Source organism: Enteractinococcus helveticum (genome assembly GCF_020742345.1).
Classification (GTDB): Bacteria; Actinomycetota; Actinomycetes; order Actinomycetales; family Micrococcaceae; genus Yaniella; species Yaniella helvetica_A.
On sequence record NZ_DYXC01000013.1, the window covers coordinates 1 to 22781 of the forward strand.

The 22781-nt window shown below is 54.2% G+C and carries 21 protein-coding genes and 1 pseudogene; 3 read left to right on the plus strand and 19 right to left on the minus strand.

Annotation, left to right across the window (positions count from 1 at the left end; genetic code table 11):
- Nucleotides 1–311: pseudogene (locus K8V32_RS00855) on the plus strand (aminomethyl transferase family protein); the annotation flags it as partial.
- 180 nt (nt 312–491) lie between these two features.
- Here K8V32_RS00855 and K8V32_RS00860 read toward each other — a convergent pair.
- The 10 genes from K8V32_RS00860 to K8V32_RS00905 form a co-directional block, all read right to left on the minus strand.
- Nucleotides 492–1634 (minus strand): DUF8462 domain-containing protein, encoded by a 1143-nt coding sequence (locus K8V32_RS00860; RefSeq protein ID WP_369681020.1) that lies wholly within the window; start codon nt 1632–1634, stop codon nt 492–494.
- Between the two features lie 232 nt (nt 1635–1866).
- A complete protein-coding gene (locus K8V32_RS00865) occupies nt 1867–2790 on the minus strand; it encodes a formylglycine-generating enzyme family protein (protein WP_303901437.1) in 924 nt (307 codons plus the stop codon).
- Between the two features lie 56 nt (nt 2791–2846).
- Nucleotides 2847–3614: an SDR family NAD(P)-dependent oxidoreductase gene (locus K8V32_RS00870; RefSeq protein ID WP_303901440.1), complete on the minus strand. Its 768-nt coding sequence runs from the start codon at nt 3612–3614 to the stop codon at nt 2847–2849.
- Nucleotides 3615–3653: 39 nt separating this feature from the next.
- Entirely contained in the window at nt 3654–4439 is a 786-nt protein-coding gene (locus K8V32_RS00875; RefSeq protein WP_303901442.1) for an SDR family NAD(P)-dependent oxidoreductase, read from the minus strand.
- Nucleotides 4439–5413: a fumarylacetoacetate hydrolase family protein gene (locus tag K8V32_RS00880; RefSeq protein ID WP_303901444.1), complete on the minus strand. Its 975-nt coding sequence runs from the start codon at nt 5411–5413 to the stop codon at nt 4439–4441. Before K8V32_RS00880 ends, K8V32_RS00875 begins: the two co-directional genes overlap by 1 nt.
- Nucleotides 5410–6474, minus strand: coding sequence for an amidohydrolase family protein (locus K8V32_RS00885; RefSeq protein ID WP_303901447.1), 1065 nt, complete (start codon nt 6472–6474; stop codon nt 5410–5412). Before K8V32_RS00885 ends, K8V32_RS00880 begins: the two co-directional genes overlap by 4 nt.
- Entirely contained in the window at nt 6471–7622 is a 1152-nt protein-coding gene (locus K8V32_RS00890; protein ID WP_303901450.1) for an FAD-dependent monooxygenase, read from the minus strand. Before K8V32_RS00890 ends, K8V32_RS00885 begins: the two co-directional genes overlap by 4 nt.
- Nucleotides 7623–7667: 45 nt before the next feature.
- Nucleotides 7668–8660, minus strand: coding sequence for a cyclase family protein (locus K8V32_RS00895; protein ID WP_303901452.1), 993 nt, complete (start codon nt 8658–8660; stop codon nt 7668–7670).
- A complete protein-coding gene (locus K8V32_RS00900) occupies nt 8657–9619 on the minus strand; it encodes a fumarylacetoacetate hydrolase family protein (protein WP_303901455.1) in 963 nt (320 codons plus the stop codon). The genes K8V32_RS00895 and K8V32_RS00900 overlap by 4 nt, the downstream gene beginning before the upstream one ends.
- An 88-nt stretch (nt 9620–9707) precedes the next feature.
- On the minus strand, nt 9708–10727 hold the full coding sequence (locus K8V32_RS00905) for a VOC family protein (RefSeq protein WP_303901458.1): 1020 nt from the start codon (nt 10725–10727) through the stop codon (nt 9708–9710).
- A gap of 191 nt (nt 10728–10918) precedes the next feature.
- Between K8V32_RS00905 and K8V32_RS00910 the strand changes: the two genes are divergently transcribed.
- Nucleotides 10919–11854, plus strand: a complete 936-nt coding sequence (locus tag K8V32_RS00910) for a LysR family transcriptional regulator (RefSeq protein WP_303901461.1) — start codon at nt 10919–10921, stop codon at nt 11852–11854.
- 63 nt (nt 11855–11917) lie between these two features.
- Here K8V32_RS00910 and K8V32_RS00915 read toward each other — a convergent pair whose 3' ends face one another.
- The 8 genes from K8V32_RS00915 to K8V32_RS00950 form a co-directional block, all read right to left on the minus strand.
- On the minus strand, nt 11918–12787 hold the full coding sequence (locus tag K8V32_RS00915; protein ID WP_369681021.1) for a LysR family transcriptional regulator: 870 nt from the start codon (nt 12785–12787) through the stop codon (nt 11918–11920).
- 125 nt (nt 12788–12912) lie between these two features.
- Complete coding sequence (locus tag K8V32_RS00920; RefSeq protein ID WP_303901464.1) at nt 12913–13962, minus strand: quercetin 2,3-dioxygenase; 1050 nt, start codon at nt 13960–13962, stop codon at nt 12913–12915.
- 48 nt (nt 13963–14010) lie between these two features.
- Nucleotides 14011–14991: an alpha/beta hydrolase gene (locus tag K8V32_RS00925; RefSeq protein WP_303901466.1), complete on the minus strand. Its 981-nt coding sequence runs from the start codon at nt 14989–14991 to the stop codon at nt 14011–14013.
- A gap of 155 nt (nt 14992–15146) precedes the next feature.
- Nucleotides 15147–17495 (minus strand): arylsulfatase, encoded by a 2349-nt coding sequence (locus K8V32_RS00930; RefSeq protein WP_303901469.1) that lies wholly within the window; start codon nt 17493–17495, stop codon nt 15147–15149.
- A 17-nt stretch (nt 17496–17512) separates the two neighbouring features.
- A complete protein-coding gene (locus K8V32_RS00935) occupies nt 17513–18325 on the minus strand; it encodes an ABC transporter ATP-binding protein (RefSeq protein ID WP_303901472.1) in 813 nt (270 codons plus the stop codon).
- Nucleotides 18322–19077, minus strand: coding sequence for an ABC transporter permease (locus K8V32_RS00940; protein ID WP_303901475.1), 756 nt, complete (start codon nt 19075–19077; stop codon nt 18322–18324). The genes K8V32_RS00935 and K8V32_RS00940 overlap by 4 nt, the downstream gene beginning before the upstream one ends.
- Nucleotides 19078–19115: 38 nt before the next feature.
- Entirely contained in the window at nt 19116–19937 is an 822-nt protein-coding gene (locus K8V32_RS00945; protein WP_303901478.1) for an ABC transporter permease, read from the minus strand.
- 65 nt (nt 19938–20002) lie between these two features.
- Nucleotides 20003–21010, minus strand: a complete 1008-nt coding sequence (locus K8V32_RS00950; RefSeq protein ID WP_303901481.1) for an ABC transporter substrate-binding protein — start codon at nt 21008–21010, stop codon at nt 20003–20005.
- A gap of 323 nt (nt 21011–21333) precedes the next feature.
- On the opposite strand from K8V32_RS00950, the gene K8V32_RS00955 reads away from it, so the two are divergent.
- Nucleotides 21334–22299 (plus strand): ABC transporter substrate-binding protein, encoded by a 966-nt coding sequence (locus K8V32_RS00955; RefSeq protein ID WP_303901484.1) that lies wholly within the window; start codon nt 21334–21336, stop codon nt 22297–22299.
- A gap of 183 nt (nt 22300–22482) precedes the next feature.
- Here the strand turns inward: K8V32_RS00955 and K8V32_RS00960 are convergent.
- Nucleotides 22483–22781 (minus strand): VOC family protein (locus K8V32_RS00960; RefSeq protein ID WP_524536662.1); only part of this gene is annotated, 299 nt, incomplete at its 5' end.

The window sequence follows — 22781 nt, forward strand, 5'->3', positions numbered from 1 at the left end:
CAGCGAAATACGTCAACTTCCCGAAGGCCCGCTACGGGCTGTACCAAGTGGACCGCGTTGAACGCGATGGAAAGCTGGTTGGCATCTCGCATGACGCCGGATACCTCACCAATGAACAAGCTTTCGTGTCATTGGCCAGCATCGACGCATATCTGGCTGAACCTGGCACCGAGGTCGAGCTCATCTGGGGCGAATCACCAAACTCAGCCAAACCAGCCGTTGAGCCACACCGCCAGGTGACCATCCGAGCAACGGTCCAACCAGCACCATATTCTCGTTTTGCTCGGGAATCGTACCGCAAGAACGCCTAGTTCGTTATAGCAGCTTCTGAAGGGCGCTGGCCCTTATCTCCAGAGTCAGCGCTCTTACTTGTTTCTGACGACCCCTACGTGGCGGGCCGACAGTAGCGTCTTGAGGCTTATTTCCTCGATAGGTCAAGAAGCTGTCTACCGGTGCTCACAATTTCATTACCCTCCACTTTTCATATGCTTTCATGAGGCAGAATCGTTGCCACCTGGGAGCAGACTCACACCGTATGCAGGGCTATTGCGAAGAAACTCTCGGAATGTTGGTACAGCAAAATCGACATATCCACGCCCTGTGGCTTCTATTACTCCTGCTGCTAAAAGGCGCAATCTATACTGCCCGCCATAGACTGGCGAAACACCCAACCTCTTAGCGACAGCAGCAGTGCTCGACGGACCATCATCTTCGGCCATAGCCAATAAGTACGACTGATCTATATCCGACAATGACTTATATGCAGACTGTAGAACCGTAGCGCCCATGCGTCGATGGGCTCGAGTAATACCGGCTTGCATCGACTCGTCAGTCACGCAACCGTCTCCTCGCTTACTCTGACTCCAGACGTGATACCCCACAAGTTGAATCAAAAACGGGTACCCGCCGGTCGCCTCGGCTAGCTCTTGAACGTGCTGATCACTAATAGGAACTTCACTATCTGCAAACGTCTCACGGAACGCATCAGCAACTTCTTGAGTCGAAGCCCTGTGAAGGTTATACCGTTCAGCACGACGCAGAAAAGTGGAAACCCCTTCATTCAAAAGATCTTCTACAGCTTTGGGTAACCCCGCCATCACCAGGCCAATAGGGAGATCCTCACGAATGAGATGTTGCACGACAGCTGCGATTTCAGCGAGTTCGGAGCGGTCAATGGCGTGTATTTCGTCCACGCTTATGAGCAAGCCAGTACCGTGACGATCAAGAACTGCCACCAGCTCTGTTAGTGGGCGGCGCCAATGCCGATCTTTGACTTCCGGGGCAGTCGTCTCGATACCGACGGGTTCAAGCGTAAGCCCGGTGACCCGCCGCCCACTCGGATTCTCACCGAATTCCAGCGCAGCCGTTTGCACCGCTGCGTCAATCCGCGCGATCAGACCAGGTGTCGCCGTCTCTGAGACGACAATCCAGCCGTGACTAATCGCTTCATCTTCGACCTCGCCCAGCATTACCGTTTTTCCAATGCCTCGTGGCCCGCTGAAGATAGATAAAAGTCCTGGCGACCCCGGCCCGTTTTCAACACTCTCGGCAAAGTCCTGACGAATTTCGCCTCGACCTATCAGCAATGGAGGTCGAGCACCCGCCGTTGGTTTAAATGGATTGCGTCGATGCATCGTGTACCCCGTTTATAGATTTTTAAAGTTTTTAAATTATTTATATACCATGTTAACGGATCTGACCGCCTCCGAAAAGCCCCGTAATGAGTAGCTCCCGTTAGCCATCAACGGCAGAATCGAACACCTGCGTGCCACCGCCATAGGCATCAGAAACCCCACCCACTACATCACCAGAGCACTCCTGGATACCGACAGATTCAGACACCAACTACATTTTTGCGATGAGCCTTTAGACGTCACGTGCGATGCGAAAACCGATGTGAGAACTCGATGAATCTGTCGTCTGTGAGGTTCGTGCAGCAGGCCGATAACGATGGCAGTATTCGGGCGCACAGAGGTGGGATCCACCCTTGAGAACCTTTGGCTTCGCAGCAGGGGAGCGCTGATTCTGCGGGCTACATTGACAAGACGCTGTGGTTTCTTGTGTTGTGTCGGCAACGATATGGCGATGGTCCGCAGTGTACTCAGTACTCGTCCATTCCCAGACATTCCCTATGCAATCGAATAGTCCAAAACTATTGGCTGGGAAAGTGCGCACTGGGCTGGTGCCTTTCCAACCTAATGAACCTTGATTATCGTAAGGAAATTTCCCCCGCCAGGTATTAGCTTGTATGACACCATCGGGGTCGCGCTCATTGCCCCAAGGATACGAACTTCCTTCGGTGGCGCCCTGCGAAGCAAACTCGTGTTCTGGTTCAGTCAGTAATCGAGCCCCAGCCCATGTCGCAAACGCTACTGCATCTTCATAAGCTACATGCACAACCGGGTGATCTTCGAGTCCTTTGAGGTTCGAGCCTGGCCCCTGTGGGGCTTGCCAGTATGCACCAGGCTGCCAGCGCCACCATTGCCGCCAATCTTGCAGATTCACAGGACCGGCCGTCGGGGTAAAAACAAGCGAGCCTGCTGCGCGTTGTTCGGCTGACAGTGTGGGATAGTCCGTCTCTGAAAGGGACAACTCTGCAATGGTGACATGTCCGGTCTCGTGCACAAACGTAGAAAACTGTCGATTCGTGATTGGGGTTTCAGCGATCTCAAACGGTGCGACAGTGCGTTGATGTCTAGGCCTTTCTTCAGGATAGAAATCGTTGCTACCCATACTAAAAGGCCCACCTTCAAGTCGAACCCAGCGGATATCTAGATTGCTCGACTGCATCTTTGCCCTCTACTTATGCCCCGTTATCCTCGAACTCAAGCGTATGGCCTACCCTGTTAACCTTGCCTAATACGATCTGACATATATTTCACACCGGCCGACGACGTAAACGCGCCGTCAACAGGAATCTCCGCGCCGGATATATATCCTGCTGCATCCGATACAAGGAAAGCAACGGTCTGTGCCACATGTTCCGATTCTCCCATCCGTTCCATAGGGGTCAGAGCAAGCTGTGCTGCACGCATCGCTGAGGGAGCATTCGCCGTCATGGTGGTTTCAATGAAGCCTGGATGGACGATGTTAACTCGGATCCCCCGTGGACCGTACTCCGTTGCAGCAACATGAGTCAGTCCTCTTAGACCCCATTTTGATGCTGTATATGCGACGGGGTAATGCGCGGTGAGGCCTGCTGCCGATCCCACATTAATGATTGATGACCCCTCGCCCATAAGCGGGGCAAGAGCTTGAATACCCAGCATTGGGCCGGTGAGGTTGACTCCCAGCACTCGATCCCAATCGGCTCGTTCAATTTCTCCCAGCCGTGCACGATGCGTAATCCCTGCATTATTAATAAGCGCACGCAGTGGCTCGTGTTTCAATACCGCAGACAGTTGTGCACGCAGGCGCGCCCAATCCTCTTCGCAGGTCACATCGAGGACGCTAAATCTGATGTTTGGGTGTAGCTCTGTTTGGGGTTCTGCGGTCGTCACATCCACGGCGATGACCTGTGCGCCCAGCTTGGCAAGCAATTCGGCTTCGCAGGCACCCTGTCCGCCTGCTGCTCCAGTGATGACTACAGTATGACCATCCAACCGTGGCGTCATGTGGTTCAATTGTGTTCCTTTCCACTGCGGCATGCGCCTTCAGTCCATAACAAGAGTGCCGCCATCAATCACGATATTCTGGCCGCTCACGAAAGCACCCGCAGGCGATGCGAGCCAAACCACTGCACCGGCCACTTCATGTGGCGTTCCGAAACGGCCTAGCGGTGTTTTTGCAAGACGTACTGAAGCCGTTTCTGCATCAGTCGTAATAGGACGAGCAAATTCCGTGGAGATAACTCCAGGCGACAGTGCATTGACCCGAATTTGTTGCTGCCCCCATTGAACAGCGAGATTTCGAGCAATCTGAGCATTGGCTGCTTTTGTCACGCCATAACCAGATAGAACGCGGTTACCACGGAGTCCTGCAAGGCTCGACATCACCATCATCGACCCGCCCCCGATTTGAGCCATAGTAGGCAAAACTAACTCAGCCAGATGCACCACTGAACGAGTGTGTATCTGATACATGCGGTCCATAGCTGCCAGTTGTTCCAGTGTTGTTCCGCCTGGAGGATCCAGTGCCACACCGGCGTTAGCCAGCACTGTATCGATGCGACCAAACTTAGTTATGAGGCCCGTTATCACGTCTTGAAGTTGGGCATCGTTGGTGACATCACAAACCGCTCCTTCAAAGGTTCCGCCATGTGTAGAAAGTTCCTCTGCAACCTGACATGGATGGGTGTCGCTCGGCCCAATGATCACGACTTGTGCGCCTGCTGCACCGAGTGCCTCTGCACAGGCCCGCCCTATGCCAGTAGCACCGCCGGTGATCACTGCAACTTGACCTTTACACGAAAATAGCGTTTCTGGACGAAGATTGATCATCAGCGCCGCAACCGTTCGCGTTTTCGAGCGGGTGGCAGCTGCGGTGCGGGTACTCGTTCACCCACGGTGTTGGTGATCTCACCGACTCCTTCAATAACAAGGCGCACCTGGTCACCTGGCTCAAGCGGTGCGATGTCGCTACCTCGTCCCCAAAGTTCGCCTAGACAGCCACCGTTACCTACTGTGCCTGATCCAAGGACGTCGCCAGGCACCACGACGGAGTTGCGTGCCGCGTATGCCACGAGCTCTGCAAAATTCCATCCCATATTCGACACTAGATCTTCACCGATCAGTGTTCCATTGACGTAGGCTTCTGCTCGTATGGCAAGCGAGCCATCTGGATCAACATATTGTGCCAGTTCATCAGCAGTCACGATCCACGGGCCAAGCGTCATTCCGAAGTCTTTGCCTTTGCATGGACCAAGTTTGACCCGCATTTCTCGTGCCTGGAGATCCCGGGCTGACCAGTCGTTCATCACCGTATATCCGAAAATATGTTGTTGGGCTGTAGCGACATCAAGGTTTTCTCCCGTTGACCCGGAGACTCCGCCGATGATGGTGGCAAGCTCCAATTCAAAATCGAGTCGTTGAGTCTGCGGGATCGCAACGCTTTGTTCTGTTGCCCGGACAGTATGAGGATTCGTGAAATAAAAAGTGGGTGCCTCATACCATTCAGGGACTACTTCGTTCTTCCCGTCGACGGCACCACTGACACCTTCAACATGTTCTTCAAACGCCACGAAGTCTCGGATAGATGCTGGGACTAAAGGCACTTGCAACGTGACCTCCTCAAGCGGGGTCCCAGTCGACGTATTGATAGTGGCAAAGAGTTCCTGAGCCAGCGGCAAGCCACCGGTAAGTACTTCAGCAACGGTCATTTGTTCGGGAAACTTCACGACTTCAAGTTGCCCATCATGATCGATGACGAAGCCTTCGCTCAGCCCCTCAGGTCCCGTCCAGCGTGCAATCTTCATGCTGTCTCCGTTGTGTTCAATGGTTGGTGTTGCCTTAAGAGCGCTTCGGCGTTGCCACCAAGCACTTGAGCTAGCGTCGCTGGTGACAGGCCAGCGTTTGATAACTGTTCGACAGGATCGTCAAGCCCCATATCAAAGGGGAAATCACTGCCCATCACAACTCGGTCGGCTCCGGCAATATCGATAAGCTGCCGCAACGCAGAATCGTTATGTACGACCGTGTCAAACCAGATTTCTGGTAGGTAGCTTGATGGTGGCTTTAAGCAGCGCTGAGCTTCTGGACGCACGTGCCACGCGTGGTCCGACCGACCGATTGCGGTGGGAAGATACCCTCCGCCGTGTGCGGCAATAATCTTTAGCCTTGGATGGCGATCCAGCACCCCGGAAAATATGAGATGCGACAGGGCGACCGCATTTTCCACAGGCTGACCAACCGTATTCGACAGGTAGAAACGGTCAAGACGTTCATCTAGGGTACACCCAAACGGATGGATGAAGACAACCGCATCGAGCTCAACAAGTCGTGTCCACATCGGTTCAAGTCGCTCGTCAGAAAGTTCAACAGTGTGCCCGTCAACGGGTCCACCAAATGATGAAATTTCAATTCCAGCAAGACCACGTCCCAGCACTGCGTCATCAATGCATTCGACGATGCGTTCTGGGTGTTGCAGTGGCACAACACCAAGGCCGGTCAGCCGGTCTGGTGCCCCAGAAACATGTTTGGCGACCAGCCGGTTTGTTTCCATTGCAATCCATACTGCAAGGCCCTCGTTTGCCCATGGATAGAAATGATTCGGCGAGACACTCACCCACTGCTGGTCCACTCCTTGTTCATCCATGGCGTTGAGTCGTTCATCCAGTTGTGTGAGCTTTGGGATTCTCGCACCAACCATGGAACCCGACACAGCCTGACTTTCGGCACCGTTTCGCAACAGTTCAAGCGCTGCGGCTGCCTCAACTTCCATAGGAACTCGCCGAGTCACTTCCTCGTGCAATGCTGGAAGCAACAGGTGTGCGTGGACATCAATAATCGACTCGACGGTACTCCGCTGGCCGCTCATGCTGGCTCCGCCATTTTCTGTGCAACACCGTTAATAAGTGCACCGGGATCCGCTTCGGTATTCCCATCAATTTGCCATTGCCCCAACTGCACCGACGCTTCCACGACCGCACGGGCACGCGGTAGCCGACGAGCGTGGAAATCATCCCAGAGTTGTTGGTCAAGAACCGATCGATGAGTCAACAGCTCACTGAGCACCAGAGCATCCTCAAGAGCCTGGGCTGCACCCTGAGCAATGGTGGGAGGACAGCTGTGCGCGGCGTCGCCAATAATCACCACACGGTCCCGGTTCCATGGTTCTTCGACGATATGCGAGGTGAAATGGGTGTAATTCACTCGAGCGTTTCCAGCTGCAAGGGAAGTACGAATACTGTTCCATGGACCGTCATAGGCCGCAGACTGATTAATCATGATTTCTGTGGCTTCGGCTTCGGATAATTCGGACCGATCCTGTGCTTGTTCGACAAGAATCGCATACATGGAGTTTTCACCCGTCGGGGTGTAGCCCGCAATATAAACTGGACCGCCATAATATAATTCACTGCGCTCCACGCCTTGAGCTCGTTCGACAAATGCGCGCCAGATGCCCATACCGGTTGGCTGAGGCCCTGTGTTTATGCCAAGCAATTCCCGAACTTTCGAGTGCAGCCCGTCAGCACCTATCAGCAGATCGTAGCGTCCACGCAATTCGCCGTGAATGTACACGTCCACTCCCGCATCGTCCTGTTCGAACGCGGTCAATTCAGCATCGAAATGTATGCGCGCGCCGACTTCGACAGCTCGCTCAATCAAAATCGTGGCAAGGTCAGGGCGATACATGCCCAGACAGGAAGGATAATCTGGTCCCCCGGTCTTCACATCCGGCAGCTCAGCTATGATGGGCGCCCCTGGCCCCGGTGCACGCAGGTTCAGCCCGTCAAATGCAAATCCTTTCTCGCGCACACGCGACCATACGCCTAATTGATCGAAAGCGCGCAACGAGTTTCCTTGCAGGGTGATGCCCGAGCCCAAGGCTGTCAGCTCGTGCTTCTTTTCGAAAACATCAACTTCGATTCCGGCTTCTGCAAGGCTAATCGCTGCGCCAAGAGAAGCAACTCCGCTTCCGGCGATTGCCACTTTCTGTACTGCTTGGGCTTTCGTACGTGTCATGGCAAGACCTCCTTGTAATAACCGCACCGTGGTGTGGTTGTTGGGTTATAAAACAGCAATGGGGTTAGTGGGTGATCCGACTGCACCGGTGATGGGAAGTGTCGAGGCCGTGAGGAAAAACTCCCAGCGGTCCTGCTCTAGACAGGCGGCGCTGAGCTCCTCAAGATCCCACATTTCACCAATAGTGAGGCCGATATTTGGAATAGCCACCTGGTGTAATGGCTGAAATGCGGGCACATCAAATTCGTTGGGGCGCACTTCGAACCCCCAGGTGTCGGTGGCAACAGCAGCAATTTCGGTACGATGCAACCAGCCGGCACAGCTTAATGAAAGCCCTGGAGCTGGCCCTCCAGCGTAGTCACCCCAGCCCTCACGACGGACGCGAGACAGTTGCCCCGTACGTACTAGCACAATGTCCCCGCGACGAATACTGACATCCTGGGCTGCTGCACAGGCGTCAAGATCCGCCGCAGTGATGGCGGTGCCGTCGGTCAGTTCGCCCGAATCTGGTTCTAGAAAACGGCCGAGATCCAGTAGGACTCCTCGTGACACCAGCGTATTTGCGGTATGTTCAATTCCGGTGACAAGGTCGCCGTCACTGGTCACGACGTCACCGGCGCGCCGCCCGTTCCATGCCATCCCTCGGTCAAAGATATGGCCTAGTCCGTCCCACTGCGTTGAGCATTGCAGCGGCATCGCAATGACATCATCCGCACCTCCGATACCGTGAGGAAAGCCTTGGGACCCTCGCTCAGCATCCGTGCCGGTATCGAGCATGGTGTGTACCGGGTTTGTACGACGACGCCAACCTTTTTGTGGCCCATTCATATCGAAGGATTGTGACAGTGATATGGCCCGGCCAATACGCACGAGTGCTGCGGCCTCAAGGCGTTTTGCGTCGTCAATGAAGTTGAGGGTGCCAAGACGATCGTCTTGACCCCAGCGACCCCAATTTCGGTAGGCCTCTGCGCGGCAATTGATCTCGGATGCAGGATCTTGACGGTCAATGGCTTCTGGTAGGTCAAGGTTGTTGCTCATGTGGTCGTCCGTTCTGCCTGTGCCACGCAATGAATTGTCTGTGTGCCCAAACCTTCGATTGTGCCGGTCAAGACATCGCCGTCTTGTAAGAACCTTTGCCAGTGTTGACCGTTGCCCGCTGGACTCCCGGTCAGCAGGAGGTCCCCGGGCAATAGCGGGGCTGTTCTGGAAGCCGTTGCGATCAGGGTCGGGATGTCAAAAAGCAAATCGTTGGTATTTGCGTTTTGTTTGATTTCTCCATTGAGCTCAAGTCGCACGGTGAGATTGTCATGATCTACGAACTGTGCCGGGACCAAGTAAGGGCCGGTCGGTAAAAAGCCCGGTGAGTTCTTGGATCGGTACCAATCGCTGCCGATTTCTTTCATATCTTGACGGAACGTGTACTCTCGTGTCGATATGTCGTTGACGATCGTAAAACCAGCGACGTGTGACATAGCGTCTTCGGTGGAAACCTGAAATGCTTCCCGGCCGATCACCACGGCGAGCTCTAATTCCCAGTCATGCGTATTACTTGCTGCTGGAAGTACGAGTGGCACATCTTCACCAACAACACAGGCGGGTAGTCCGATGAAGAAATATGGCTCACCGTGCTCACGCCGTTCGTCCATCATGTGTGCAGCTCGTTGCCGGGCCTGCTCGGGTGTTGTATCGGTATTTGTGGTGAGTCCAGCAGCAACCAGTTCGATCACGTGTTCGCGATAATTGGCGCCTGCTTGTAGCACTTGGCGGGGTTCTACGGGTGCTACCAGGGTGACGTCAGAAAGCGCCATCCAACCATCGGAAGCTTCTGCCAGTTGTGCTACGGAGTCCCAATTTGGTGCGGCAAGAAAATCATTGAGGTTCGCGACGCCTAAGTCTTCGGGTGTGATCCTACGGATTTTCTCAGCAACGACTAGCCCATAATGGACCGTGTCGTTGGTGCGATAACGGGCAAGTGCAAATCGTGGGATTGATGTCATGGCTTATCCTTTCGAAGTCAGAGAAATTGGCTATCGAAGCGTGTGGACCGCCATTTGGTGGGGTCCACACGCTTCGTTTCAGCTGGTATTAGCCGCGGCCTTGCTCTGCGTAAGGGTTGATCAGGACATCTTTGAGTTCATCCGGCACGCCTTCCTCGGTGGTGCTCGGGCCATCTGCAGGTGGGAATGATTCGGTCATGGACATCGGCATGGTGCCATTGCGGTAGAAGTTGTTTGAGCCTTGGGACGGGCGCCATGTCTGTGGCTCCCAGTCGGGGACGTAGTTTCTGTAACCGCCCGTGTTGAGCTCGATGCGCATCGTGGATGGGTCTCGGTAATACAAGAATGTTTGCTCACCAATACCGTGAATCAGTGGGCCGTATTCAATCGGCACGCCATGTTCCATGAGCGTATCTGCTGCGATGAGGAGCTCTTCACGTGTATCAACCCAAAACGCGTAGTGGTTGATACGGCCTGGTCGACTCGAGGTATCCAGGACGACGCCCAAGTCGTGGGATTTTTCGTTCGTAGTGAGCACTGAGAACACCGAGATGGGCGCTTCATCTAGGACGGTGCGGGCCATGATTCGGAAGCCCAGCAGCTCGTTGTACCATGTGGCAAAGGCGTCTACATCGCTGGTTGCAATGGTGACGTGGTCCAGCTGCCGAGGCGCCCCAGCAAAACGGCTACGACGTGACGGACGGTCAGGGTAGATCGAAGCGTCGTCACTATTATGTTGACGGAAATGCTCGACATCCCAATGCAGGCTCATCCGGTGGCCCCAGGGACCAACGAAGCTGAAGGCACGACCAATCGCGTGACCTTCAAACCATTCGACCTCCATGCCGGCTTTAGCAACACGTTCTGCTGCTTCTGCGAGCGCCTCTGGACTTGAGGTTCGCCAAGCCATAGTTTCTAATGCTGGCTCGTCACCTGGCACGAGTACCAGACTGTAGCGGTAATAGTCGCCCCAGCAGCGCAGATAGACACGGCCATCGATGCGGTCCACCACCGTCAATCCAACGTGTTCTTCATAGAATTTCACCGATGCTTCGACATCGGGGGTGGTGATAGCAACATAAGAGAGATGCGACAGTAATTTAATCATTTTTGACTCTTTCCTGATTCAAAGGTGTTCCTGGTCATAGTTCTATGCTCGCCGCAACAGCATCATCAGGGAAGCCTATTCTGCCTATTCCACATATCGACATCAGTTATAGTGCTAGTGTGCTCTACAGCACTTCCTTGAAGATCTGCGTCACACTCACTTAGCATTTCTTACACCGCAGAGAGGTCACCTTGTTTCACTCAGCTCCACTTTCTCGGCTCGATCTGAACCTTCTCGTCTCGCTGGATGCCTTACTGACAGAACGTAACGTGACTCGAGCGGCTCAGCGCTTGCATCTCAGCCAACCGGCGCTGAGTGCTTCACTCGCACGATTACGAACACACTTCGACGATCCCCTGCTGATACGCCGAGGCAACAGCTACGAGCTGACCCCACTGGCTATACGGTTGTCGGAACACACAATTACTGCGTTGGAAGCCGCTCGTCGAGTCTTCGACAGCCAGGCCGATTGGACTCCTCGAGAATCAACCCGGGAGTTCACTATCTACGGGTCTGACTACGCGTTTGCAACAGTAGGCCAGGCGGCCTCACGGCTTGCTGCTGTCACAGCGCCCAACGTCAAATTCCGATTCGACTTGCATACCCCTGCTGTGGTCGAAGATGCGGCAGACCGGCTGCGCTCGGCCGATGGGTTGCTCATGCCTCATGGGCACATTACCTCGGTTAATCACACCGATTTATGGATGGATCGCTGGGCAATCATCGTCGATGAAGACCACCCCACCATTGGTGACTCCATCACCATGGAGGATCTTGCAGAAAATCCTTGGGTCTTTACGTACCAGTCACGATCGGCATTCACGTCGGCCGGGCAGCAACTGCAGTCACTTGGTCTCGATACAAAAATCGAGACAATTGTCCAGAGTTTTCTGGCGTTACCCTATTTTGTTCGCGGCACCGAACGTCTCGGCATCGTGCAGGAATCCCTAGCTTCTAAAGCATCGTTACCGCGTGGCGTTCGGACTCTCAGGCCACCATTTGATGCGGTACCTGTTGTCAATGCGTTGTGGTGGCATCCAGTTCACGAAAATGATGCTGAACATACATGGATGCGTGGCATTTTCCAAAGCGCTGGGCGTATGCTGGCGAAGCAATCTGCCGCGTAATTTTCACGTCGCCATCAACTACTGTGATCGACCCTGCGCACGCTCAACGCTGGCAGCAAGGGTTCAGGACCATTGGGTCGCCAGCTGCACGAGTTCTTGCAAGCCAGGGTGCCTACTATCGGATTTCCAACACAAATAGGTGGTAATTTTGGGGACTCCAACGATCGGGACGAAGTGGAGACCTGGTCGGTTATAGGTTTCAGCAGCTGAGGCGCCGGCGATATTGACGCCCAGACCCGCGCTGCACATCTCCAGGATTTCTTCGAAGTTTTGAGCAACCTCAAGTATTTTAGAAGTCTCCGTTATGCCCTCGGGCACTCCTGCCAGCCATCGTCGGGATGTTTCCGTGTCCTGCACAGAAATGATCGTCTCGCCTCTTAGATCTTGAGGAGCCACCGATACGCGAGTGGCCAGCGGATGATCTTTGGACACGACCAGCACGCGGTCCTCTCGCCACAGGGGTAGAACTTTGAAGACCGGTGGTTCGGGGACGCCACCGTCGACCACAAAAGCGCAATCCACGATACCGTCTTCGATGGCCATCGAGGGGTCAGCGAATTCCAGATGGCGTATTTCCCATTTAACAGCTGGGAAGTCTCGGACTGCTGCTCCCATTAGAGCTCGAAAACTGGGGCTGGACACGACCATGCCCACGCGCAATCTGATCTGAACGCTCGTATCTGCCCAGGTCAAAACGTCTTGCATGGTCGCCACAGCTCGTTCGGCAAGCGGAGCAAACTGTTGGCCGTAGATGGTCAACTGAACATGCCGGGATGACCGGTCAAAGACATTGCTTCCAAGCCGACGTTCCAACCGAGCGATCTGCTCGCTGAGCGTCGAGGGACTGAGGTGCATGGCAGCTGCCGCGCGCCCAAAATGCAGATGGCGGGCCACCGCCAGGAAACATCTCAGTTGATGAATAGTGATATCTATTTTCGACTCCTACCCGCCAGCCGGGCATGTACAGGCCGCCGACGTTGACACAATTACAACACGATAGGAACGATTTGTCGCTGATAGCAGTGCTGTTCCCGGCAGGATTGGTACGCGCTAAGTTACTAGATACCGGGGGCTCGGTGGCGCTCAGGTGGTCCACCGACTACTACGAGATCCAGATCGGGATTCGCTTCAATACCACCAAAAATGACACTTGGGTCAATCAACCCTTCGGTATAGACCCGATCGTTGGTCGGGACGCCGGTGACGTCAAAGAACGGTTCGAATATATCTGACGTCAGCAGACCAAGCATTTTCGTGTTGTGCGCGCCGATGGCAAAACTGTGTATGGTGCCAGCCGGGGCGTGTAAGAAATCTCCTGGGGTGAGTAATAGTTCTTTGCCGTTGACCCAGAGCCAGACCCGGCCTGACAGACACAGAAAATTCTCGGTGTGCTGTCGATGAAAATGCTGGATGATATACGGCTGGGGTGCTGCCAGAGTCTCTACAGCGAAGTACCGACTTCCCGTATTTTGGCCCCGAGCCAGGTAGCTATTGACTGCATCAGGCCATCCACGGTGTTCGCCCCCTCCTTCACGCAGAAAATAAGCGTCATGGGCGCTCGGCAGGGCGATGTCCCAAGAATCTGTGACCTCAAGCTGCGGCAGTTCGTATTGTTGGGCTCCGGTTGACAACAACGGTTGGTCAACCTGCTCATGTGCAGAATAAACATGGTTTTCTACGCCGTAATCAGACTCGACCAGTGCGTCCAGGGCGCCGGCGGATGCGGAATAAAACAGCAACCGCGTCCGATGCGACAGCATCCGGTATGCCACTGGTTCACCTGGAGGCACGTGGACTGAATCACCAGCCACAAGGATCTGAGTTTCATGCGATAGCCAGACTTGGACGCTACCGTCCACCACAAAATACGACCGCTGATGATCCGGAAGACTGTGGTAGGGGGAGCTAGCGCCACGCGGACCGAGAATATATGCCGCGTCAAAGAGCCCGCCGGTATCCACCCCGCGGGCGATAACGGTCCACAATTGACCACCGGTTTCAAAACGTAAGCCCTCACCCGAGGCGAGATAATACGGCACACATTCACCGGGCAAAGCATCGATCACCGGGGTAAGTCCGTGCATGGTTTCTAGATCAGTGCTGGTCATCGCTGTCTTCCTATCCATTGTGTTGGAGAACTGTCAAAAACTGTTTGCTCACTGAGCCAAGTGCCGTTGAAAAAAATCGGTGACATGAGCAAAACTAAACGTCGTTCGTTGGCCTTGCTCATCAGAATGTTCCGCATCGTAGTACCAGGCAGGTGGAGTTTGTTCGTCGACCAAGCGACCATCATCCATGACGGCGGAGAGGGCTACGTCTAATCGGCCAGCCGGATTGAGGAAACCATGTTTATATTCATCCACCAGGTAGAGTTCACTTGCCGTTCCTGCAGCGGCGAGCGCTTCATGCATTCTGACGCTCTGATGATAAGGCACCAACGGGTCAGCCAGGCCATGTGACAGCTGTATAGGTGGTGCAAGAGGAGTTATCCAATTCAGGGGACTGGCGTACTTGGAGGCTCTCGGGTGCTGAGCTGGGTGTCCCCCAATGAGGCGTGCTTCCGGTGAAGAAAGTGGATCTGTTCCCGGCAGCCTTTCGGCCGCCTGGTCGACTATGTCGAGCAAGTCTATGGGCGGATACGATGCGGCTACTGCTGCCACCCTCGTTTCACCGGGTTCGTCTTCACCCGGTAACTGCCGCACAGGGCCGGTTAGACCAACCAACAATGCTAAGTGTCCACCAGCCGAGGCACCCCACAGACAAATTCCCTGCGGATCCAAACCATAAGTATGGGCATTGCTGCGCAAAAATCGTACAGCAGCTCGCACATCATGTAACTGGGCCGGAAATAATGCCTGACCCGATAACCGGTAGTCGATACTGGCCACCGCGTAACCACTCTGAGCAACGATTTGGGAGAGGTCCGGCGATAAGGTCCGATCTCCGGTGAACCAACCTCCACCGTGTAACCAAATGATCACTGGAACTGGATGGTCAACGGCCGGGTGATATAGATCGAACAGTAATTCGCCAGTGTCTCGTCTGGCGTAGACAAGACCATGAGTCACCTGTACAGACGACGGAACTGAGACTGCGTCGACATCGGCTGACTGGACTGGACGATTATGGCTACTCATAACAACTATTGTGCGCCACCGCACAGCAGGGTACCAGCGCAATTTTCCGAATGATCATTCGGACTAACCGAATGATTATGCTGTCTGGTCGGAGTTTTCTTGACATGAGCCATACGCACTCTTCCGCTGAACTGTTTGTAACCCCGTTACCGTTCTCAATCCAACAGTCGTGCGCTCACTTCATCAATGGCACGGACCACTTCAGTGTTGTATTCGGCTTTCTGTCCTGGCACATAGCGCACGGTCAAAGGCGCATCACCATAGACGAATTGACCGCGACGTTCGTGGAGCTCCCAATCGACAGGGCTCCCGCCATCGAATCCAACGGAGATACCTGTGTATGGGGCCATTCCCAGCAGCATAGGTACCTTGTAAAATTGCATGACTTTTTTGTCTTCGACTGTTATTTCGATTCGCCATGCAAAGTGTGGCAGTGCCGTAAATCGCGCCTCGATCGATGTTGCTGTTTCAGATAACGTCACCGACTGACGATGCATATTGCCGTAGGCATTATACGACATGCCCAGTTGCCCGTTTTCAATCCACAATGCGTAGCCACCGCCCTGGTCACCGTGTGACACGAGCATCCCCTCACCGAAACGTTGCGGGGCGGAAATGTGTATCTCAAATGACCGAAGGAAGATGAGCCGTGATGATCGGTACCGTTCCAATGTTGGTGTTCCTGGGCGTAAGGTCAGCGGTTGTTCAAGCTCCAGCACAGTTGAGGGTACGGTATCAAATAATTCAGGGCCGTCAGGCAGTGGAAATACGGTGTTGTGCCAAGCAGCTTGGCGCCATTCCTCAGCCAGTTCGGCAACGACCTCCGGGTGGAATTCGGAAACATCGCATTGCTCTGTTGGATCATCTATGAGGTTGAAGAGCTGCCACGCCGGTGGTCCAGGTGGTGCCCCTGGTGCCGGACGGAGCGCCACCAGTTTCCATTGCTGGTGATAATATGCCCGCTGTCCCAGAAGCGACAGATATTGCCTTCTGTCAGTGTTTGATCGTCTGCCGTCAAGCTGTCCAACGAGGCTATGTCCGTCAGCTTCAAGCGTTGCTGCTCCATTCAATTGGGTCGGACGTTCAATGCCGGCCAGTTCTATCAACGTCGGAGCCAAGTCGGTGATGAATGCAAAATCACTTCGCACACCGTTATCGTCTGCGCCGTGACGAGTCAGCCCGTTAGGCCAACTCAATATCAGCGGGCTACGCACCCCACCTTCGTACACATTGCCTTTATAGGATCGAAAAGGCGTGTTTGAGACGTGGGCCCATCCTCGCGGATAGTGACCGTACACCCTGGGCCCGCCAAGTTCATCAATTGGTCGCGGCACATCGGTCACCCAGTCCTCGGGGAGCCCTACCTGATGAATAAACTGGCTAAAGTAACTTCGAGTGCCTTCCTCACCGCCTTCGTCGGTGCCACCATTATCACTAGTAAATACGATGATGGTGTTGTCGTATTCACCAATCTCTTTGAGGTGGGCAATCAGACGCGCGAGGCTGTCGTCCACCGACGCCACAGCTGCAGCATAGACCTCCATATGTCGAGCAAACCGTTCACGCTGCTCATCACTCAAATCTTCCCAGGCCTTGGTGTCGTCAAACCCTGCGACATCGCGGTCGGCAAGTTCAGTCTCGGGCTCAACGATTCCCAAGTTGCGTTGTCGCTCAAAGCGGTCACGACGCATTTGGTCCCAACCAGCCTCATACGCACCACGGAACTGACGGATATCTGCAGGCTTTGCCTGGACAGGGCCGTGTACGGCATGGTGCGCGAAGTACAGGAAAAACGGTTTTGTTCCGTCTCCCGCACGCATGGTATCGATCATGTTGATTGCTTCGTCAGTGAGTCGGTCAGTGAGGTAATCGTCGTCGGCAAATTCTTCAGTGACCGGAGAATTGTCGCGCACGACACGATGGGGATGAAACAGCGTCGTCATGCCCTCCATTGAGCCAAAATAGCGGTCAAACCCCCGCTGCAGCGGCCAGGTGGATTTCTCCGCACCATCATGCAGTTTTGCCTCCGGAGTTAAATGCCATTTGCCGACCATGAAGGTGGCATACCCGTTTTCTCGAAATGTTTCAGCCAGCGTGGGCAATTGTTCTGGTATCGACATGCGCCATGCTGGAAAACCCGGGTCAATATGGGGAACAAATCCAAACCCGGCGCGATGAGGATTTGCGCCCGTTAGCAGCGCAGCTCGCGAAGGCGCACACAGCGGTGTGACACGGAAATTGGTAAATCGGTAACCGGTATCTGCCAGTTCAGACACCGCTGGAGTCGGGATTTCACTACCAAATGGGGCTACATCGCTGTACCCTAGGTCATCAACTAGAACAACAATAACGTTCGGAGCACCGTTGGGTGCTCGTACCGGCTGTGGCCACCACGGTTGTGACTGTGACACTCGAGGCGCGACCACGCCACCAAAACCTTCGTAGCCACGTGGTTTTGCGCCGTCAACGCCGCGGAATTCTGGTTGATGTGTTCCTCGACTCATGTTTCGTCAGGCTCCTGTTACCGTTGTTGGCTGCGCAGGCCAAAGCGTTGGATTTCTTCCATAACGCGTGTGCGCAACTCAATGAATACCGGGTCGGATTTAGTTTTCAGTTGCTGGCGGCCCCGTGGGATTGGCACGACGACATCGTCAACTACCCGTGATGGTCTTCCGCCCAATACGACCACACGATCGCCAAGGTAAACGGCCTCATCAATATCGTGGGTCACCACCACGATTGTGATCCCGAGATCTTCACGGAGTTTGAGTACAAGGTCTTCCAATTCGAATCTGGTTTGGGCGTCAAGGGAACCGAACGGCTCGTCCATGAGCAAGATAGGTGATTCATAAGCTAATGCCCTAGCTATTGCAACGCGCTGCTGCATCCCGCCAGACAATTGCCAAGGGTACTTTTCTGCTGAATCACTCAGGCCCACGACATCAAGCGCTGCAGCGGCCCGACGCAGACGCTCTGGTTTCGGTACGCCTCGTCCTTCAAGCGGAAACGCCACGTTTTGTAAGACCCGCATCCAGGGCATCATGGAACCACGATAATCCTGAAAAACCACCGCGATTTCCCCGACAGGGCCTTCCAGCGCTTTTCCTGCCATCGAGATTTCGCCTTGGCTGGGCTTAGCAAGCCCGGACAGAAGCCGGAGCAAAGTTGTCTTGCCAACCCCTGATGGGCCCACCAGACACGTGATGTCACCTGCCACCAGGTCAAGATTGAGGTCCGCAATAATCGTGACTTGCTGATCGCCGCTACCAAACCACTTGGTCGCGTTAGAAGCACTCAAGGCAACTTCAGTAGTGGTTTTTGTTGTGTTGTTCATGAGGCCCTTTCCTTGATGTCTTCCTGGCGGTGCCAGGCAAGCATCCGATGTTCAAATTTTGCGTATACGTAGGTGATCAGCCATCCGATCACTCCGATCAAGATGGTGCCTGCCCATGCGTCAGCAAGACGAAAACGTTGGCTGTTATCAAGAATGAAGAAGCCCATGCCGCTGGTGGACCCGTACATTTCACTTACGACCAGCATGACCAGACCGACAGTGATCGCAAGCCTCACACCGACGACGATTTGAGGCAGTGAGCCGGGGAGCACCACTTTTCGAATCTTCAGCCACAATGGGATGCGGTAGGCCAGGGTGGCTTCGAAAACGCTCGGGGCAATCTGTCTGACACCTTCAATACAGTTCAGCAACACCGGCCACATGCAGGCAAACGCGATGAGCGCGATCTTGGGCCACGCGTCAATACCAAGCACGAGCACAATAATCGGGACGAAGACGACGTTGGGAAGCGACCGAAGAAAATCCAGGAAGGGATCAAGCACCCGTGCTAGTCGGGGCATCAGGCCTATGGCTACCCCGAAGCCGAGGCCCAGCACCACTGCTATGCCAACGCCTACAATATAATTGCCAAAACTGAACAGGAAGTCTTGCCAAAGGGCACCGCTAGCGGCCCACTCCCCCATGGCTGCAAAGATACTGGTCAGTGGGGGCCAAAATGGTGAGGTGGAGTTCGCTGAGACGAGAAACCAGGTGACAATAAGCACCAGTGGTAGCCAGATTTGCCACGCCATCAGAGAAAATTTGCTGGGTTGCTTAACGCTTGTCATGATTATTCGTCACCGCCTTGGGCAGGTCGCCACCCGATGATCCTGTTTTGGGCTGCACTGACCGCGTAGTTCACGAGATAACCCAAGACTCCTGAAGCCACAATGAATGCAAACGCTTTTGGAGCATTGCTGCCGATTTGTGCCTCAGCAATCTTTTGACCGATGCCCGGAGCATTGGTCAAGACTTCTGCTGAGATAGCCACGAGCACCGCAACGGATGCGGCAAGTCGAAGACCTGTCATGATCGATGGCATTGCAGCCGGTAGTAAGACCTTACGAATGTAGAGCCCTTGCGGAATGCGAAACGCATGACAGGTTTCTTGGATCATCGGATTGACTTGCTGGACACCGTGCTGAGTTTGGATGATTAGCGGGAACATTACCGCGATGAATACGAGCACGGACTTCATTTCGATCCCGCGTCCTAGCATGAGTACAAGAACACCTACTAGGGCTACAGCGGGAAATGCTCGACCGAAATCGACAAGGAAGTTGACGGAACGCTCCACCCGCCAGAATCGTCCGGAGACAACGCCCAGGGGAATCCCCACGACGATGGAGGCGGCTAAGCCAAGCATTGCGCCGCTCAACGTAGCTATGATTGCTTGCCAGAATTCAGCCGTAATACTGAGGCGTCCAAGTTCCACTATCACGGCGATCGGATCTGGAACCAGTGTTTCAGGAAGTAGCGCTGTAGCTGCGATAAGCCACCAAATACCAATTACTACGAATAGCACGAGTACCCGTTGATAGCCGATATTGAGTGACCGTCGAGGTGCGGTTATTCGTGGGGTTTGGGGTCGAACGGTGTGAGTCTTCGTCATGTTTGTATCTCCACGATGTTGTGACGGGACCGCAGCACTGATATGGTCCCACGGAACGCGAGCTTTTAGCGAGCGCCATCCCATACGATCTCGTCGTAAGCCAGAGGTTCAGGCAGTTCGTTATGTGTCACCATGACGTCAACGAGCCTTTCCCAGCCGTCTTGCGGTAGGTCCGAGGATAGCGGTGCTAATACCATCACGTTGTCAATGAAATCTGCTGGTAACTCAGTATTTTCGTGATAGATGTTCCGTACTGTTTCTTCATCTTCTTCGACCAGTGCATTGGCAGTATCGAGTACTTCACGGAATCGCTCTAGCGCTTCAACATTATTTGCTGCGTATTCTTGGCTAGCGATCCAGACGCTCTGTGGCGAATTGGGCAAGAACTCTCCGACTCCAGTTCCCAACGGGGTAAAACCATTTGATTGCGCACCGAAGTAGAATGCACTGAAGAGAAAAACTGCGTCGACTTCACCGGTTGCCGCAGCTTCGGCCAGTGCCGGCAATGGCAAGGCGACAAATTCAACGGATTCAGGGTCGAGACCTTGGTCCGTCATAGCTTGTTGCACTGTCAACTGTGGCAGTCCGCCCAGATCTGGAATTCCGACTTTCTTGCCTTCGAGATCGCTCCAGTCGGAGATCGGTGAATCAGGTGGCAGCAGCACTCCACTTTCCAGTGGGTGTTCTGGGTCGGCGTGTTTTTGGCCAGCGACCACTGTGATGGGCATGCCTTCGGAGATCGCGCGAGTTGCTGAGGTCGCGTCTGTGAGAGCCACGTCAAATTCTCCGGAGATCACGGCGGAGTTCGTCGCAGTGGCTCCTTGACTCACTTGGGGATCAACAATAATCCCAGCATCCTCAAAAATACCGTTCTCTTCGGCAAGGATGGTGTTTTCGATGTTGACCTGGCCGCGTGCGACCGTCATCGAAATTGGTCCTTCTTCAGTCTCTGACGTTGCACCGGCATCGTTATCTGCTGAGGCCGAGCATCCAGTCAAGAGGAGTGCTGAAATCGAAAAGGCGGCAGCGGCTTGAAGGAGGTTTTTCCTCCCACTTCGCGGTTGAGTGAACATGTCTTCTCCTTGCTTATTGGGTTGAGACAAGTTCACCAGTGTGACGTAGCTTTCACTCCCACCTTTTGCTGATACTGGCTATCAGGATGGTCGATGCTGCTTGAGTTCCGCTACATTGGCACACCATTTGCGGGTCGAAGGCAGACCACAGGTGACACGTGATCCAAAATTTTTAGATCACGTGTTCCCACCTCTGACGTCGGCTAACCCTAGGTCCCACCTATCCACAGAAGTGATAGTGCCCATAATTAGCCCACTGGACTGTTCCAGCTACCGCTGCTGTTTACTGAGAGAAACTTGCCTATCGACTTGGAGAACATGCTGTGTCAATCACTAAAAAGACGGGAATAGCACTACTTACCGCCATACTTTTAACTTCCTGCGGCACGGCATCGTCGTCACCGGATGACGAGTCGTCTTCTCCTGACCTGGAGATGATCACGGTGGGGATGCTCCAAGTCTCCGCTTCGGCGCCCATCCCCTACGGAGTAGACCAAGGAATCTTTGAAAAGCACGGGTTAGAGGTAGAAATTGAGTATTCACAGGGCGGCGCTGCAATGCTTCCTGCGATCGAGACGGGCACATACGATATCGGAGTGCTCAACCCGTTGACTGTCCTAATTGCTAATGATCAGGGTCTGGATATGCGTATGGTGTCGGGATTCTCATATGCACACCCTGAGGGAGACGATGTCAGCGGCATTGTCGTCCGCAAAGACAGCAATATTTCTTCCTTTGAGGACCTGGCCGGTGCCCAGACTGCAGTAAATCTCATCCAAACTCAATGGGATCTCACGCTTATGGGTGCAGTCGAGAACCAAGGCGGCGACCCTGCGTCGCTAAATTTCTTGGAAATTCCATTCCCAGATATGGCAGCCCAGCTGGAACAGGGAAATATCGACGCCGCATATTTGCCGTATCCGTTCTTACCTGCTGCCCTGGAAAATCCAGACAATGAACTCTTGGGGTATCCCATCCAAGAGTCTATGCCGGGGATGCCGATGTTAGTTTCGACGACATCGGCACAGTTTACCGAGGAGCATCCTGACACTGTGCGGAAATTCGTGGAAGCACTCGAAGAAGTCATGGTCGAGACGAATGCCAATGAGTCGGCTATTCGTGAGCTTCTGCCAGAGTTTATGGGGCTTTCTCCCGAAGCTGCGGAAAATGCTCTCCTGGAGGATTGGTCTGCCGAAATCCGTGAAGACCGCCTGGAAACCCTCGGTGAGAATGCTGTGAAATGCGGCTTCATCCGCCAGATGCCACAAAACCTGTACATTGACGAGTGATGAATTGCTCTGGGCCAATGGACTCCAAAGCATGGGTTGGAATGGTGAAATGAGTATGAAAAACAGCCCCGGAGGCTACCCTTACGGCCCTACCTATGGCAATAATCACTCCGCCGGTAACCTGTAGATTCTTGCTCATGAAAACCGGTGGCCCACATAGTGTGCCACCGGTTTTGGCTGTTTCTACGAGGAGACGCGCCTGCCTTCCAGGGCAGCACGGTCGATCTCTTCCTGGTTTTCAACGTACGGGGTGCCGTGGGTGTGGAACGTTGGCACCGTCTTCATACCCCACGCCTGGCCCTTGGCCCGTTCAGCCTCGGACCAATTGACCACCGGCTGATCGGGGTTCAGAATCAACCGCGCCCCGGCGTTGGCGAACTCAATGCGGTTACCACCCGGTTCCCACACGTATAGGAAAAACGTCTGATTTATCGCGTGCTTATACGGCCCGTATTCAATGTAGACGCCCTCTTCGAGGAAAA

Coding starts and splice junctions, on each gene's coding strand:
- K8V32_RS00875 (WP_303901442.1), bottom strand. CDS start 4,439: ATGATCAATCTTCGTCCAGAAACGCTATTTTCGTGTAAAGGTCAAGTT.
- K8V32_RS00885 (WP_303901447.1), bottom strand. CDS start 6,474: ATGAGCGGCCAGCGGAGTACCGTCGAGTCGATTATTGATGTCCACGCA.
- K8V32_RS00905 (WP_303901458.1), bottom strand. CDS start 10,727: ATGATTAAATTACTGTCGCATCTCTCTTATGTTGCTATCACCACCCCC.
- K8V32_RS00945 (WP_303901478.1), bottom strand. CDS start 19,937: ATGACGAAGACTCACACCGTTCGACCCCAAACCCCACGAATAACCGCA.
- K8V32_RS00950 (WP_303901481.1), bottom strand. CDS start 21,010: ATGTTCACTCAACCGCGAAGTGGGAGGAAAAACCTCCTTCAAGCCGCT.
- K8V32_RS00870 (WP_303901440.1), bottom strand. CDS start 3,614: ATGACGCCACGGTTGGATGGTCATACTGTAGTCATCACTGGAGCAGCA.
- K8V32_RS00930 (WP_303901469.1), bottom strand. CDS start 17,495: ATGAGTCGAGGAACACATCAACCAGAATTCCGCGGCGTTGACGGCGCA.
- K8V32_RS00935 (WP_303901472.1), bottom strand. CDS start 18,325: ATGAACAACACAACAAAAACCACTACTGAAGTTGCCTTGAGTGCTTCT.
- K8V32_RS00895 (WP_303901452.1), bottom strand. CDS start 8,660: ATGAGCAACAACCTTGACCTACCAGAAGCCATTGACCGTCAAGATCCT.
- K8V32_RS00920 (WP_303901464.1), bottom strand. CDS start 13,962: ATGACCAGCACTGATCTAGAAACCATGCACGGACTTACCCCGGTGATC.
- K8V32_RS00880 (WP_303901444.1), bottom strand. CDS start 5,413: ATGAAGATTGCACGCTGGACGGGACCTGAGGGGCTGAGCGAAGGCTTC.
- K8V32_RS00860 (WP_369681020.1), bottom strand. CDS start 1,634: ATGCATCGACGCAATCCATTTAAACCAACGGCGGGTGCTCGACCTCCA.
- K8V32_RS00900 (WP_303901455.1), bottom strand. CDS start 9,619: ATGACATCAATCCCACGATTTGCACTTGCCCGTTATCGCACCAACGAC.
- K8V32_RS00925 (WP_303901466.1), bottom strand. CDS start 14,991: ATGAGTAGCCATAATCGTCCAGTCCAGTCAGCCGATGTCGACGCAGTC.
- K8V32_RS00890 (WP_303901450.1), bottom strand. CDS start 7,622: ATGACACGTACGAAAGCCCAAGCAGTACAGAAAGTGGCAATCGCCGGA.
- K8V32_RS00865 (WP_303901437.1), bottom strand. CDS start 2,790: ATGCAGTCGAGCAATCTAGATATCCGCTGGGTTCGACTTGAAGGTGGG.
- K8V32_RS00940 (WP_303901475.1), bottom strand. CDS start 19,077: ATGGCGTGGCAAATCTGGCTACCACTGGTGCTTATTGTCACCTGGTTT.